Source organism: Pigmentiphaga daeguensis (genome assembly GCF_039523035.1).
GTDB lineage: Bacteria > Pseudomonadota > Gammaproteobacteria > Burkholderiales > Burkholderiaceae_B > Pigmentiphaga > Pigmentiphaga daeguensis.
Genome location: NZ_BAAAEN010000002.1, coordinates 39,815 through 54,623 on the forward strand (window position 1 = coordinate 39,815; position 14,809 = coordinate 54,623).

The 14,809-nt window shown below is 68.5% G+C and carries 15 protein-coding genes; 6 read left to right on the forward strand and 9 right to left on the reverse strand.

Going from position 1 to position 14,809, the window contains the following annotated elements; translation table 11 throughout:
- Positions 1–335: 335 nt before the first annotated feature.
- A complete protein-coding gene (argF, locus tag ABD104_RS02790) occupies positions 336–1,286 on the reverse strand; it encodes an ornithine carbamoyltransferase (protein ID WP_087839656.1) in 951 nt (316 codons plus the stop codon).
- Positions 1,287–1,746: 460 nt separating this feature from the next.
- On the opposite strand from argF, the gene ABD104_RS02795 reads away from it, so the two are divergent.
- A complete protein-coding gene (locus tag ABD104_RS02795) occupies positions 1,747–2,070 on the forward strand; it encodes a DUF3579 domain-containing protein (RefSeq protein WP_087839655.1) in 324 nt (107 codons plus the stop codon).
- Between the two features lie 140 nt (positions 2,071–2,210).
- Here the strand turns inward: ABD104_RS02795 and rpsT are convergent, their stop codons facing one another.
- Positions 2,211–2,474, reverse strand: coding sequence for a 30S ribosomal protein S20 (gene rpsT / locus ABD104_RS02800; RefSeq protein WP_087780818.1), 264 nt, complete (start codon positions 2,472–2,474; stop codon positions 2,211–2,213).
- A 193-nt stretch (positions 2,475–2,667) separates the two neighbouring features.
- On the opposite strand from rpsT, the gene murJ reads away from it, so the two are divergent.
- From murJ to ABD104_RS02825, 5 genes are all read left to right on the forward strand, one after another.
- The gene (murJ, locus tag ABD104_RS02805; RefSeq protein ID WP_087839654.1) at positions 2,668–4,236 is read left to right on the forward strand and encodes a murein biosynthesis integral membrane protein MurJ; all 1,569 of its coding nucleotides are present in this window, start codon (positions 2,668–2,670) and stop codon (positions 4,234–4,236) included.
- A gap of 30 nt (positions 4,237–4,266) precedes the next feature.
- On the forward strand, positions 4,267–5,202 hold the full coding sequence (locus ABD104_RS02810) for an AraC family transcriptional regulator (RefSeq protein ID WP_279820600.1): 936 nt from the start codon (positions 4,267–4,269) through the stop codon (positions 5,200–5,202).
- Positions 5,203–5,322: 120 nt separating this feature from the next.
- On the forward strand, positions 5,323–6,303 hold the full coding sequence (locus tag ABD104_RS02815; protein ID WP_165963079.1) for a Bug family tripartite tricarboxylate transporter substrate binding protein: 981 nt from the start codon (positions 5,323–5,325) through the stop codon (positions 6,301–6,303).
- A complete protein-coding gene (locus ABD104_RS02820; protein WP_279820603.1) occupies positions 6,303–7,472 on the forward strand; it encodes an enolase C-terminal domain-like protein in 1,170 nt (389 codons plus the stop codon). Before ABD104_RS02815 ends, ABD104_RS02820 begins: the two co-directional genes overlap by 1 nt.
- Positions 7,473–7,490: 18 nt before the next feature.
- Entirely contained in the window at positions 7,491–8,399 is a 909-nt protein-coding gene (locus ABD104_RS02825) for a fumarylacetoacetate hydrolase family protein (protein WP_087839650.1), read from the forward strand.
- A gap of 31 nt (positions 8,400–8,430) precedes the next feature.
- Here the strand turns inward: ABD104_RS02825 and ABD104_RS02830 are convergent, their stop codons facing one another.
- From ABD104_RS02830 to ABD104_RS02860, 7 genes are all read right to left on the reverse strand, one after another.
- Entirely contained in the window at positions 8,431–10,506 is a 2,076-nt protein-coding gene (locus ABD104_RS02830) for a sodium-translocating pyrophosphatase (protein ID WP_087839649.1), read from the reverse strand.
- A gap of 155 nt (positions 10,507–10,661) precedes the next feature.
- On the reverse strand, positions 10,662–11,315 hold the full coding sequence (gene adk, locus ABD104_RS02835; RefSeq protein WP_087839648.1) for an adenylate kinase: 654 nt from the start codon (positions 11,313–11,315) through the stop codon (positions 10,662–10,664).
- Positions 11,316–11,539: 224 nt separating this feature from the next.
- A complete protein-coding gene (gene kdsB, locus ABD104_RS02840; protein WP_087839647.1) occupies positions 11,540–12,316 on the reverse strand; it encodes a 3-deoxy-manno-octulosonate cytidylyltransferase in 777 nt (258 codons plus the stop codon).
- Positions 12,309–12,512, reverse strand: a complete 204-nt coding sequence (locus ABD104_RS02845) for a Trm112 family protein (protein ID WP_087839646.1) — start codon at positions 12,510–12,512, stop codon at positions 12,309–12,311. Before ABD104_RS02845 ends, kdsB begins: the two co-directional genes overlap by 8 nt.
- Positions 12,493–13,536 carry a tetraacyldisaccharide 4'-kinase gene (lpxK, locus tag ABD104_RS02850; RefSeq protein WP_087839645.1) on the reverse strand — a complete coding sequence of 348 codons (1,044 nt, stop codon included), beginning with the start codon at positions 13,534–13,536 and terminating at the stop codon, positions 12,493–12,495. The genes ABD104_RS02845 and lpxK overlap by 20 nt, the downstream gene beginning before the upstream one ends.
- Positions 13,533–13,961: an ExbD/TolR family protein gene (locus ABD104_RS02855; protein WP_087839644.1), complete on the reverse strand. Its 429-nt coding sequence runs from the start codon at positions 13,959–13,961 to the stop codon at positions 13,533–13,535. The genes lpxK and ABD104_RS02855 overlap by 4 nt, the downstream gene beginning before the upstream one ends.
- A 19-nt stretch (positions 13,962–13,980) precedes the next feature.
- A complete protein-coding gene (locus tag ABD104_RS02860; protein WP_087839643.1) occupies positions 13,981–14,580 on the reverse strand; it encodes a MotA/TolQ/ExbB proton channel family protein in 600 nt (199 codons plus the stop codon).
- Positions 14,581–14,809: the final 229 nt, after the last annotated feature.

A 14,809-nucleotide genomic window follows, 5' to 3' on the forward strand; every position in this document is an offset into this window, starting at 1 on the left:
ACCCAAGGGGCGCTCCGTGCCATATGCGCGGGATCGTGCAATCGCCCCCCGGCCTCACAAGGGCGATCCGGGATTGTACCACCCCCTACCCGCTTCGCGGGCCCCCTCCAGGGGGCGGCGCTGGCGGACCGGCAAAGCCGGATCCGCGGCGCCCTCGGTCTAGTACTTGTTTCTTGGTACGCCACGCCGTTGCTGCCGCTGGCAGCCAGCGAAGCATAGGACGCCAACCCAGGATAAAGGCCCCAGACCCAGGATGCGGTGGATCCGGCTCCGCCGGTCCACCCGCATCGCCCCCTTGAGGGGGCCCGCGTCAGCGGGTAGGGGGTGGGCTTCCCTTATAGTTTGCCCAGAAGCAGAAATTCCATCAGGGCTTTCTGGACGTGCATGCGGTTTTCGGCTTCGTCCCACACCACGCTCTGGGGGCCGTCGATGACTTCGGCGGTGACTTCCTCGCCGCGGTGGGCAGGCAGGCAGTGCATGAAGACCGCGCCGGGGTCGGCCACGGCCATCATGTCGCTGTCGACGCACCAGTCGGCGAAGGCGGCGCGGCGCTCCTCGTTCTCGGCTTCGAAGCCCATGCTGGTCCAGACGTCGGTGGTGACCAGGTGCGCGCCCTTGCAGGCTTCCATGGGGTCGGCGAACTGCTTGAGCCGCTCGGCGTCGACGACGCCCGCGCGTTCGGGCTCGAGCTCGTATCCGGGCGGGGTCGAGACGTGGAGGTTGAAATCCAGCAGCTCGGCGGCCTGCAGCCAGGTGTTGCACATGTTGTTGGAGTCGCCCACCCAGGCCACGGTCTTGCCCTGGATCGAGCCGCAATGCTCGATGTAGGTGAAGATGTCGGCCAGGATCTGGCAGGGGTGGAACTCGTTGGTCAGGCCGTTGATGACCGGCACGCGCGAGTAGGCGGCGAAACGCTCGATCTTGGTCTGCTCGAAGGTGCGGATCATGACCAGGTCGACCATGCGGGAGATGACCTGGGCGGAGTCCTCGACCGGCTCGGAGCGGCCGAGCTGGGAGTCGCCCGTGGTCAGGTGGATGACCGAGCCGCCCATTTGGTACATGCCGGCTTCGAACGACACGCGGGTGCGGGTGCTGGCTTTCTCGAACACCATGGCGAGGGTGCGGTCGCTCAGGGTGAAGTGCGGTTCGTAGTTCTTGAACTTGCGCTTGATCAGCGCGGCGCGGCTGAATAGATATTCGATTTCCTCGCGCGTGAAGTCGTTGAACTGGAGGAAATGGCGCAGCGGAGGAGAGGTCTTCGGGTTTTGCTGGAGATTTGCGTTCATACGACGCCTCTGACAGGGAGTTGCCGAATCGGCGGGCGGTGCCGTGGCGCCGCGGGCCATCGACTCATCGGCTCGTTTCGCGGAAAGGGTCAATGATACCCGAGGCATTGTTACAGGCGGCGGGGGCGGTGTCGGCCGCGCCAGGATTGTGCGCGATCGCGTCGGCGACCTGGTCCGCGTGGAGCCGGAAGCGGTCGTGCCGCGCTGCCCGCCGTTGAGCATGCGGGTGGAGGGCGAGGGGGACGATACGCTACAATGGCGAGCTTCCCTGGCGGGGCGTGCACCCGCCCGCTGCGAGCCTGGCGGGACCCTATCGGGCCTTGCCGGGTCCGCGTCGAGCCCCGCCGTCGCGCGGGGCGGCCCGGTCGGCGCATGCAACGCCGGTGTGCAACAGACCGGGCTCAGGATCCATCGGGTTCACGAGACCCCTCACCGCGGACTCCTTCCGCAGACAACGACGATGGCTGAAAGCGTCAGGCAGTTCATTATCCAGGGTATCACTTCCAATGGCAGCAAGTTCCGCCCCAGCGATTGGGCCGAACGCCTGGCCGGCGTGATGTCGCCTTTTCGGCCCAAGGGGAGCGTGGCGAGTCCTTTCACCTATTCGCCCTATGTCGTGCCCACCTTCATCGACGGCGTCAAGTGCGTGGTGGTCGACGAACGGCTGCGGGCGCTCGAGCCCCTGGCCTGGCAGTTCGTGAACGATTTCGCGCGCGACAACGATTTGCGCACGGTCGAGGCCTGCCTGATTCCCGACGCCCAGGGCAAGCCCCGGCAGCCCTGAGGGGCGGCGGGGCGTCTCCCTGCGCGAGCGGGGTATCTGCTTGCGATATGTATGGACGAACGAACGCCAGCCTGGCAGGAGGATATCCTGCCAGGCTGGCGTCTTGCGCGCGCGGCGCCGGGCCGCGCAGCGGAGTCAGATCAGGCCAGGGCCTTGACGGCGGCGGCCAGGCGGCTCTTGTGGCGAGCGGCCTTGTTCTTGTGAATGATCTTCTTGTCCGCGACGCGGTCGATGACGCTGGTGGCTTTCTGCAGCACTTCCGTGGCGGCGGCCTTGTCGCCGGCTTCCACGGCCTGGCGCACGCGCTTGATGGACGTGCGCAGCATCGAACGCAGGCTGGAGTTGTGCTTGTTGCGGACCACTGCTTGGCGGGCGCGCTTGCGTGCTTGGGCGGTATTAGCCATGAAAATTCCGTATCTGGTAGGGCGAAGTCACGACTTGCTATATGTGCTATACGCGGCGGCAGGAGCTTCGCAAAGCCAAAGACTATAGCCCCAAATGGCCGTAAAATCAAATGCTTCGTGGCGAAGTCCCCGCAAAACCACGAGCAAGGCAACCATACTCGCGCGGCGCGCCGCGTACAAGACAAGGTCATCCATGAATTTGCTGCGCGCCGCGGCCACGATCAGTAGTTATACCCTGTTGTCCCGCATCACCGGCCTCGTGCGCGACGTGCTGATCGCCCGGGCGTTCGGCGCGGGCAGCCTGACCGACGCGTTCTGGGTCGCCTTCCGCATTCCCAACCTGCTGCGGCGGCTGTTCGCCGAGGGAGCGTTCTCGCAGGCTTTCGTGCCGATCCTGGGCGAGGTCCGGAACCGCCATGCGCCCGAGGACACCCGCCGCCTCCTGGATCACGTGGCATCGCTGCTGACCTTCGCGCTGATGGCGGTGACGGCAGTGGGCGTGATCGCCGCGCCCTGGGTGGTCAGCGCAATGGGCAGCGGGCTGCGGGGCGCGGAGCGCGCGGCCGACTTCCAGGCGGCGGTCTGGATGACCCGCGTCATGTTCCCCTACATATTGTGCATGTCGCTGGTGGCCTTTGCCTCGGGCGTGCTCAATACCTGGCGGCATTTCGGCGTGCCGGCGTTCACCCCGGTGCTGCTGAACCTGTCGATGATCGCCGCCAGCCTCTGGCTCGCGCCGCATCTGGACGTCCCCCTCTATGCCCTGGCGCTGGGGGTGATGGCCGGCGGCGTGGCGCAGCTGGCGATGCAGTTCGCCGCCCTGGCGCGGCTGGGCCTGTGTCCCCGCATCGGCACGGGGCTGCGCGCGGCCTGGGCGGACCCTTATGTGCGGCGCATCCTGAGACAGATGCTGCCGGCCATCGTGGGTGTCTCGGTGGCCCAGGTGTCGCTGCTGATCAACACCAACATCGCCACCTGGCTGGCCCCGGGCAGCGTCACCTGGCTGTCCTTCGCCGACCGGCTGATGGAGTTCCCCACCGCGCTGCTGGGCATCGCGCTCAGCACCGTGCTGCTGCCCAACCTGTCGCAGGCGCATGCCGCCGGCCATGCCGAGGAATACAGCGCGTTGCTGGACTGGGGGTTGCGCCTGACGCTGCTGCTGGGCCTGCCCGCCTGCCTGGGCATGGCGCTGATGTCCAAGGCCCTGGTCAGCACGCTGTTCCACTACGGCGCCTTCACCGCCGCCGACGTCGCCCAGACCCGCATGGCGGTGGTAGCCTACGCGGTGGGCCTGATCGGACTCCTGTCCGTGAAAATCCTGGCGCCCGGTTTCTACGCCAGGCAAGATATCCGTACGCCGGTCAAGATCGCGCTGGTGGTGCTGGTGGCCACGCAGTGCCTGAACCTGGTGTTCGTGCCGTGGCTGCATCACGCCGGGCTCGCGCTGTCCATCGGGCTGGGCGCCTGCATCAATGCGCTCGCTCTTCTTGCGGGCCTGCGCCGGCGCGGCGTCTATCGGCCGGCGGCCGGGTGGGGCGGTTTCCTGGCGCGGGTGGCGGTGGCGCTGGCGGCCATGGGCGCCGCATTGTGGCTGGCCGAACAGCGTGTGGACTGGCTGGGCCTGCAGGCTCACGCCTGGCTGCGTGTGGCCCTGCTGCTGGGCGCGGTGGCCGGCGCCGCCGTGATCTATTTCGGCGCGCTGTTCGCGCTGGGTTTCCGGCTGCGCGATTTCCGGCGCCGCGCGGCTCCGCCCAGGGAATAGGAAGCGCCGGCAACCGGGAGCACCGAAGCGATGCCTGACGCGCCGATCAACCGCACGAGCGAATTCCTTCCGCATACCGCGTTCTGGATCCGCGATCAGGCCACCGCGGTCGGGCAGCCGCCGCTGCACAAGCACGAGTACTTCCAGGTCTACGTGAACCTGGCGGGCCGCACCGAGCACGTGCTGGGCGCGACAGTGCGGCCCATCCTGCCGGGCACGCTCAGCTTCATCATGCCGCTGCGCGTGCATTGCATCCGGCATGTCGAGCCGGCCGAATTCTTCGTCATCAACTTCCGCCGCGATTTCCTGCGGCCGGAGTCGCGCATCGACCTGCTGGAGCTGGAGGATGTCTCCGTCGACGAGATGCCCGAACTCGCGCCCTTCCTGTATCAGGAACACCTGGATTTCGAACTCGGCGCCGACGAACTGGCCGAGGTGCGCCGCTTGTGCCTGCGCATGCAGGCCGAGCACGACCGGGGTGGCTTCTATGCCATCGAATTCATCCGCGCCGACCTGTTCCGCCTGATCGGCCTGGTGTGCCGCCGGTACCAGGACGACCTCCAGGCACTGGCCCGAACCTCGATGCTCCAGGGCAGCCGCCGCGCATCGCTGGCCCGCGTGAGCCGCTTCATGCGCGAGCACCTGTCCGAGCCCATCACGCTGGCGGACGCGGCGGCCGCCGCCTACCTGTCGACCCACTATCTTGCGCATCTGCTCAAGCGGGAGACCGGCCGCACCTTCACCGAGATCCTGGCCGACCAGCGCATGGACCTCGCGTGCCGGATGTTGACGGGATCGTCGCGGCCGATCGCCGAGATCGCGGCCAGCGTGGGCTTTCCCGACGAGGCCTACTTCGCCCGGCGTTTCCGGCAGCTGCGCGGCGTGACGCCCAGCGCCTATCGCGGCCAGGCCGCGGGCCGCGATAGCCCGGCCGAACGGGGCGAGGCCTGGCAGGCGCCGTCCTGATTTTGTCCAAATAGTCGCCAATCCCGTCCATGGCCGGCGGCGGCCGCGCTTCCTATACTTTTTCGCATGCGCGGGGCGTGCGGGGCATGCCGTCCGCGCCACCGGAAAAGGGAGGGCGCCATGTATCGACCGTTACGCCGGCTGGGACTTGCCGCATGCCTGTGGGCAAGCGCGATGGGAGCGGCCGCCGCGGCCGAGGCGGACTACCCGTCCCGTGCGGTCCGCATGGTGGTGCCCTATGTCGTGGGCGGCAGCACCGACCTGCTGGGCCGCCAACTGGCGCAGCGGCTGGGCGCCGCGCTGGGCCAGCAGGTCTTCGTCGAGAACCAGGGCGGCGCCGGCAGCACGATAGGCACGGCCACGGTGGCGCGGGCGCAGCCCGACGGCTACACCATAGGACTGCTGGATACGGCCTTCGCCATCAATCCCAGCCTGTACGCCAACCTGCCCTACGACAGCCTGAAGGATTTCGATTTCCTGTCGGTGGTCGCCACCGCGACCGGCGTGCTGGTGGTCAACAGCAAGCGCATCAAGGCGCGGACGGTGCGGGAACTGGTGGCCGAGGCCAAGGCCAGGCCCGACCAGCTCAGCTTCGCGTCCGCCGGCGCGGGCACCGTCGTCCACCTCCATGGCGAGACCTTCAAGACCGCCGCCGGGATCAAGCTGCTGCACGTCCCCTACAAGGGTGCGGGGCCGGCGATCGCGGACCTCCTGGGAGGGCAGGTGGACATGATGTTCAACCTGCCGGCGCTGGTCGTGCAGCAGGTCAAGAGCGGCGTGCTGGCTCCGATCGCGGTGACCGGCGACAAGCGTTCGCCGCTGTTCCCCGACACCGCGTCCTTCGCCGAGGCGGGCTATCCGGGCGTCGATGCCGTGTCGCTGTGGGTGGTGGCCGCGCCCAAGGGCCTGCCCGCCGCCGTCCACGACAAGCTGGTGGCCGCCATCGAACAGGCCATGGCGGGGCCGGACATGCAGGCCAAGCTGGCCGAGAGTTCGTTCGAGCGCACCGTCGTGCCGTATCCGCGCAGCGTGGATTTCGTGCGCGAGCAGATGGCCAAGTTCGCCGCCGCGGTGAAGGCTTCCGGCGCGACGGTGAACTGATGCGCATCGTCGACGTCATCGAGAAGACGGTCGCGCTGGAGTCGCGCCTGTCCAACGCCCGCTCCGATTTCAGCCAGATGACCGCCACCGTGGTGGCGGTGGTCTCGGACGTGATCCGCGACGGGCGGCCGCTGGTGGGATTCGCGTTCAACTCCTTCGGCCGCTATGCCTGCGGCGAGCAGATCCGCGACCGGATCGCGCCGCGCATCCTGGGGGCCGATCCCGACAGCCTGCTGGATGCGACGGGACGCAACTTCGATCCGGCGGCGATCCTGGCCTGCGGGCAGCGGCGGGAGCGGCGCGGCGGCTACGCGGAACGCGCCATTCCCATGGGCACGGTGGACGTGGCCGTATGGGACCTGGTGGCCAAGGTCGAGGACAAGCCGCTGCACGCCGTGCTGGCCGAGCGCCACGGCGGCGGGCGGGCACGGACGCATGCCCCGGTGTATGTCGGTGGCGGCTGGTATTTCCCGGGCCAGACCGCGCGCGACCTGAAGGACGAGATGATCCGTTACCGCGACGCCGGCTACCGGATGGTGAAGATGAAGATAGGCGGTTTGTCCGTGGACGAGGACTGCCGGCGCATCGAGGCGGTGCTGAGCGAGATGGGCGACGGCCGGGCCCTGGCCGTGGACGCGAGCTGCGCGTTCGGCCGCGACACCGCGCTGGACTATGCCCGGGCCATCGCGCCCTACGGCCTGCGCTGGTTTGAAGAGCCCTGCGATTTCCTGGAGTACGACATCTATGCCGAACTGGCCCGCGCCTACGAGGGGCCCCTGGCCACCGGCGAGAACATGGCCTGCGGCAAGGAGCTGGACCATTTCCTGTCCTACGCGGGCTTTCGTCCGGATCGCGACATCATCCAGCTCGATCCTCCGCTGTCCTTCGGCATCACCGAATACCTGAACGTGCTGGAGGTGGCCGGCAGGCACGGCTTCGCCCGTTCCGCGATGTATCCGCACGGCGGCAACCTGATGTGCCTGCACCTGGTCGGCGGCCTGGGGCTGGGAGGATGCGAGTCCTACCCGGACACGTTCGGGATCTTCAGCGGCTTCGGCGAGGAAGTCGCCATCGCAGACGGGCAGGCCATCCTGCCGCAGTCGCCGGGCATCGGCTTCGAGCGCCAGCCCGGCCTGTACGCCGTGATGAAGGACATGGCGGGACGTTGACACAAGAAAGGAGCAAGGATGAAGATCGGACGCATGGCCACCGTGGCCGGAGCGCACGTGTGCGCGATCGAGGGAGATCGCGTCGTCGACCTGGCGCTGGCCGCCTGCGCGGCGGACCGAGAATGGATGGCGCCGTTGTTTCGCGACCTGCGGCTGTTCCTGGCAGCGGGCGACATGGCCCGCGAGGCGGCCGCCGGCCTGGCCGCGTCCGGGCCGGCCGTCCCGCTGGAGTCGGTGCGCCTCCTGGCGCCCATCGAGGCGGGATCGAAGATCCTCGCGCACGTCGTCAACTACTTCGACCATGGCGCCGAGGGCAAGCTGACGCCGCCCGAGCAGCCTTTCTTCTTCACCAAGCTGCCCGGCACGGTGGTGGCTCCCGGCGACCCCATCGGCGGCCACGACTTCTCGAGCAAGATGGACTACGAGGCGGAACTGGCGGTCGTGATCGGCAGGGAAGGGCGCGACATCGCCGAAGAGGACGCCTACGACCACGTGGCGGGCTACACCGTCTGCAATGACGTGAGCTACCGCGAGCTGCAGGCCAACGAGGCGGCGCCGACGCTGACCGGCCGCTACGGACAGAACTGGCTGCAGGGCAAGAGCCTGGACCGCTCCTGCCCGCTGGGGCCGGCCATCGCGCTGGCGCGGGACATTCCCCGGCCGTATCCGCTGCGCATCATGTGCCGGGTCAACGGCGAGACCCGCCAGGATGCGTCCACCGAGCAGATGATCTTCAAGATCCCGGCGCTGGTCGCGCACATTTCGCGTGCGATGACCCTGCGGCCGGGCGACGTCATCGCCACCGGCACGCCCGCGGGCTGTGGCGTGGCCGACGGCCGCTACCTGCGGCCGGGCGATGTCGTCGAATGCGAGATCGAGAGGGTGGGAAGCCTGCGCAACACGGTGATGGCGGCGGTCCGGGCCTGAGCGGCCCGGACCCCGCCGCCGCGCCCGGCCGCTAGAGCAGCGGCACCAGCAGCAGCGCGACGATGTTGACGATCTTGATCAGCGGGTTCACCGCCGGTCCGGCCGTGTCCTTGTAGGGGTCGCCCACGGTGTCGCCGGTGACGGCGGCCTTGTGGGCCTCGGAGCCCTTGCCGCCGTGGTGGCCTTCCTCGATGTATTTCTTGGCGTTGTCCCAGGCGCCGCCGCCGGTGCACATGGAAATGGCGACGAACAGCCCGGTCACGATGGCGCCCATCAGCATGCCGCCCACCGCCATGCGCGCCGACTCGCCGCCCATCAGCACGCCGATGACCAGGGCCAGAACGATGGGCACCACCACGGGCAGCGCCGAGGGCACCATCATTTCCTTGATGGCGGCCTTGGTCAGCATGTCCACCGCCTTGCCATATTCTGGCTTGCCGGTGCCTTCCATGATGCCGGGGATCTCGGTGAACTGGCGCCGGACCTCGACCACCACCGATCCCGCGGCGCGGCCCACGGCTTCCATCGCCATCGCCGCGAACAGGAAGGGAATGAGGCCGCCCACGAACAGGCCGATGATGACGGCCGGCTCGGCCAGCGAGAAATCGACGTTCTTGCCGAGATGGTCGAGCGCGTGGGTGAAGTCGGCGAACAGCACCAGCGCGGCCAGGCCGGCCGAGCCGATGGCGTAGCCCTTGGTGACCGCCTTGGTGGTGTTGCCCACCGCGTCCAGCGGATCGGTGATGTTGCGCACCGATTCGGGCATCTGCGCCATCTCGGCGATGCCGCCGGCGTTGTCGGTGATGGGACCGTAGGCATCCAGCGCGACGATGATGCCGGCCATGGACAGCATGGCGGTGGCCGCGACGGCGATGCCGTACAGGCCCGCCAGCGTATAGGCGGCGTAGATGGCCAGGCAGACCAGGATCACGGGCGCGGCGGTGGACTTCATCGAGACCGCCAGGCCGGCGATGATGTTGGTGCCGTGTCCGGTGGTCGAGGCCTGCGCCACGTAGCGCACCGGCTTGTATTCGGTGCCGGTGTAGTACTCGGTGATCCAGACGATCAGGCCGGTCAGCACCAGGCCCACCACCGTGCAGCCGTAGAGCCGGCCCAGGCTGTTGCCGTCGTCCAGCGGGGTGCCGGCGAACACCCAGGCCGTCAGCGGGTAGAACACCACCAGCGCCAGGATGCCCGCCACCGCCAGGCCCCGGTACAGTGCGCTCATGATGCGCTTGCCGGGGCTGGCCTTGACCGCCATGCAGCCCAGGATCGAGGCGATGATGGAGAAACCGCCCAGGACCAGCGGGTAGATCACCGCCTGCAGCGGCGCCACCTCGATCACCAGCGAGCCCAGCAGCATGGTGGCCACGATGGTGACGGCATAGGTCTCGAACAGGTCCGCCGCCATGCCGGCGCAGTCGCCCACGTTGTCGCCGACGTTGTCGGCGATGACGGCGGGATTGCGCGGGTCGTCCTCGGGGATGCCGGCCTCGACCTTGCCCACCAGGTCGGCGCCCACGTCGGCGCCCTTGGTGAAGATGCCGCCACCCAGCCGGGCGAAGATGGAAATCAGCGAGGAGCCGAACGCCAGGCCGATCAGGGGCTGCAACTGCTCGTGCAGCCCGGCGCCTTCGGCGCCCGACAGGTTGGTGCCCAGCAATACCCACAGCAGCACGGTGATGCCGGTCAGCCCCAGGCCCACCACCAGCATGCCTGTGATGGCGCCGCCGCGGAAGGCGACGGTCAGGGCTTCGTTCAAGCCCCGGGTGGCAGCCTGGGCGGTACGCACGTTGGCGCGCACCGAGACGTTCATGCCTATGAAGCCCGCGGCGCCGGAAAGCACGGCGCCCACTGCGAAGCCCAGCGCGCACGGCCAGCCCAGGCCGGGCACGAGGCCGATGACGATGAACAGCACCACGCCGACGATGGCGATGGTCGTGTACTGACGGGCGAGATAGGCTTGAGCGCCCTGCTGCACGGCCGTCGCGATTTCCACCATGCGGGTATTCCCGCTTTCCTGCTTGAGGATCCAGAAGGTGGAAATCGCGCCGAACGCCACGGCCAGAAGGCCGCATACGAGCGCGAATGACAGACCGGTTGCCATGCAACTCCTCCTTTTGTTCAACTACGAAAGTTTCAAAAACTACCGAGCAAACAAAAAACAGTGCAAGACATCCCCGATCCAGGGCACAGCGGATCCGGCTTTGCCGGTCCGCTAGTGCCGCCCCTGGGGGCGCGCGTAAGCGCGTAGGGGGGGCTTTATTTCAGCGCATCGAACAGGCGGGTCTTGATCTCGTCGACCGAGCCGACGCCGGAGATCTTGCGGTAGCGGGGCGCCTTCGCGTCGCCTTCGGCGGCCCACTGAGAGTAATAGTCGACCAGCGGCCGGGTCTGCTGCCGATAGACCTCGAGACGCTTGCGCACCGTCTCTTCCTTGTCGTCGTCGCGCTGGACGAGCGGTTCGCCCGTGACGTCGTCGACACCGGCGTTCTTGGGCGGGTTGAAGCGCAGGTGGTAGGTGCGGCCGCTGGCCAGGTGCACCCGGCGGCCGCTCATGCGTTCGATGATCTCTTCCTCGGGGACGTCCACCTCGATCACGAAATCCAGCGGCACGCCGGCCGACCGCAGCGCCTCGGCCTGGGGGATGGTGCGGGGGAATCCGTCGAACAGATAGCCATTGGCGCAGTCCGGCTCTTTCAGCCTGTCCTGGACGAGGCCGATGATGATGTCGTCGGACACGAGTCCGCCGGCATCCATGACTTTCTTGGCTTCGATGCCCAGGGGCGTGCCGGCCTTGACCGCGGCCCGCAGCATGTCGCCGGTGGAAATCTGGGGAATGCCGTAACGGTCCTTGAGGAACGCGGCCTGAGTGCCTTTGCCGGCGCCGGGCGCTCCGAGCAAGATTAGACGCATTGATGCTTCCTGATTGAGTTGGTGTTCTTGGCCTGCGGCGTTACCGGCGCACACACCGCTGGCCCGGCCCATCAGGGTCCAGGCCGCGAACTTGTCGCCGGGATGGTGATGAAGGCCGATGCGCTGCGGCATGCGGTCGATGTCGGTATGCCGACCCCCCTATGGCCGCGTGTTTCAGGCACGAGTGTCCCCAAACTTACCTCAAGCGCGCGGCGCCGGTCAAATCAGCTTTGGGCCGCCACCAGCCGCCGCACGAATTCGAGATCGGCGGCCGTGTCGACGCCCGGCGCGGGGGCCTGCGGCGTGACGTGGACCTGGATGGCATAGCCGTGCTCGAGCGCGCGCAACTGTTCCAGCGACTCCCATCGTTCGAGCCGGCCCTGGGGCAGGGTGGGGAAACGGCGCAGGAAGCCCACGCGATAGGCGTAGAGGCCGATGTGGCGCAACGCGGGCAGGCCGGGCGCGAAGACGCGCTCGCCGCCGGCCAGGGCATCGCGGGCCCAGGGGATGGGGGCGCGCGAGAAATACAGGGCATGGCCGTCGGCGCCGCAGACGACCTTGACGAAGTTGGGGTTGAACAACTCTTCGGGGGTGTCGATGGGATGCGCCGCCGTGGCGATGGCCGCCGCGCTGTGGCGGTCCAGCGTCTGGGCCACGTGGGCCACCAGCGCGGGATCGATCAGGGGTTCGTCGCCCTGGATGTTGACCACGATGTGCGTGTCGTCCAGTTCGAGCGCGTCGCAGGCCTCGGCCAGCCGGTCGGTGCCGGTCGGATGGTCGGCGCGGGTCATCAGGCTGTCGAAGCCGTGCGCACGAACCGCGTCGCGGATGGCGGCGTCGTCGGTGGCCACCAGGATGCGGGATGCGCCGCTGGCCTCGGCCTGCCGCGCGACGCGGACGATCATGGGGACGCCGCCGATGTCCGCCAGCATCTTGCCGGGCAGGCGCGTGGAAGCGGCGCGGGCCGGGATGATGGCGGTGAAGTCGGCCTGATCAGGCATGGGGTGCCTCGGCGGCCGGGGCGTCGGTCTCGTCCTGCCAGGGCTGGGCCTCGGATTCGAGCATGACCGGAATGCCGTCGCGGATCGGGAAGCTCAGGCGGTCGGCGCGGCAGCCCAGGAGGCGAGCGGCGCGGTCGTGGCGCAGGGGCCCCTTGCAGAGCGGGCAGACCAGGATGTCAAGCAGGCGTATGTCCATGGAGTCGGGTTTCCAGCCAGTCGAAGAACGCGGGGTCGGACAAATGCGCCGAAACGGTGACGGCCCACACGCGCGGGTCGTCCACCGCCGGACATTTTACGGCGTCCTTGTCGGTGACGAGTATGAGATCGGCTTCGATCGCGGCAAACGGCGGGCGCGCGTAATCGTAGTGGTCGGGCAGGCCCAGCGTGACGTCCAGCCGGACGCCGGCGCGGCGCAGCGTGGCGAAGAAGCGGCCGGGGTTGCCGATGCCCGCCACCGCGGCGATGCGGCGCATCGAGGCCAGCTCCGCCAGCGGCCGCCGTTCGCCGTCGGCCAGGCGCCAGGCGCCGTCGACGACGAGGTCCATGTCCACGGCGCGGACGCCGGCCGGCGCGGCGGGCAAGGGGGCGCCGGCGCCGCCGCTGCGATTCGTGACGATCGCGTCGACATCGCGCAGGCGAGACGCGGGCTCGCGCAGCGGACCGGCGGGCAGCAGCCGGCCGTTGCCGATGCCTCGTTCGTCCTGCACCACGATCTCGAGGTCGCGGGCCAGCGCAAGGTGCTGCAGTCCATCGTCGGACAGGATCACGTCGACATGGGGGTGTGCTGCCAGCAGTGCGCGCGCGGCGTCGGCGCGGCGGGGGTGGACCGCCACCGGGACGTCGGCCTGGCGTGCGATCAGGGCCGGCTCGTCGCCGAAGTCCGCGGGGTCCAGCTGGCCGCAGCCCACGCGGGGAGCGGGGCCGACCCGCACCCCGTAGCCCCGGCTGATCACGCCCGGTTGGCGGCCGCGCGCCCGCAGGGCGCGAGCCGCGGCCACGATGAAGGGAGTCTTGCCGGTGCCGCCGACATAGACGTTGCCGACCACGACGACCGGCACGCCCACCCGCTCGGCCCGCCGCCAGCCTGCCCGGTAGCCGAGGCGCTTGGCGGCGACCACGGCCGAGGCCAGCAGGGACAGGGGGGAAAGCAGCCACGACAGCCATCCGCCCGTCTGCCACTGGCGTTGCAGCACCGAGCGCAGGGCGGGGTCCGGCATCATCTGCCCGATGCCGCCGGCGCGGCCTGTGTGGTGAATCCTATGCGCGAGATGCCGGCCCGCCCCGCCGCTTCCATGGCCCGCACCACGGCCTGGTGGGTGGCCGCGGCGTCCGCGTCGATCACCAGCGAGGGATCGTCCCGTCCGGCCGCCGCCTTGCGCAGCGCCTCGGACAACTGGTCGGCATCGGCAATGGGCAGCGCCTTGCCGTTGAGCGCGTAGCGGCCGTCGGCCGCGACCGTGACGGTCAGGCCGGCGGAGGCTTCGGCGGACTGCGCGGTCGCGTCGGGCAGGCGCACGGACAACTGGCTGAAGCGCGAGAAGGACGTGCTGGCGGCCAGGAAGATCAGGATGACCAGCAGGACGTCGATCAGCGGGATCAGGTTGATGTCGGGCTCGTCGGTATCGAGGTGGCGGCGGAAGTTCATGGGCGGGCGCCGGGCCGCATCACTCGGCTTGCAGGCTGTCGGCCAGGCGGGCGGCGGCCCGTTCCAGGTCGTGCAGGCTGTCGTTGATGCGGGCGCGGAAATAGCGGTAGAAGATCATGGCGGGGATGGCGATGAAGATGCCCAGTCCCGTGTTGTACAGTGCCACCGAGATGCCGTGCGCCAGTTGCGCGGGATCGCTGCCGGCCGGCGCGTACGAGCCGAAGATCTCGATCATGCCGACCACGGTGCCGAACAGGCCCATCAGCGGCGCCACCGCGGCGATGGTGCCGATCGCGCCGACGTAGCGGTTCAGGTTATGGGCGACCGTCTCGCCCGATTGCTCGAGCGCGTCCTTGAGCGCGGGGCGCGAGCGATGGGCGTTGCGCAGTCCCGCGGCCAGGACGCGGCCCAGCGGCGAGTCGGCTTCGAGCCGGGTCACGATTTCGGGAGTGATGCGCCGCTTCTGTACCAGGGCCAGGACGTCCTCCAGCAGCCTGGGCGGGGCGATCCTGCTTCGACGCAGGGCGAGCAGGCGTTCGACGATGAGCGTCAGCGCGATGAACGAAGTGGCGATCAGCGGCCAGATGGGCCAGCCGGCCTCGCGGACGATGGCGAGCAAGAAACCTCTCCTTTTCGATGAAGGCGAGAATGTACGGGCGTGGGCGGGCGAGGGCAAGTCGCCGGCTCGAAAGTATCCACAGAATCTGTGGATAATTATGTGTGTAACTTGGCCCCGGGCCACGAAATATGCGGTTCTTGCTAGGATGCCCGCTTTTGATTCAGTGATCGGTGAAGTCAAAAAACCAATCAAATCAATGGCTTATAAGAAAATAATGCTGTCTGTGACA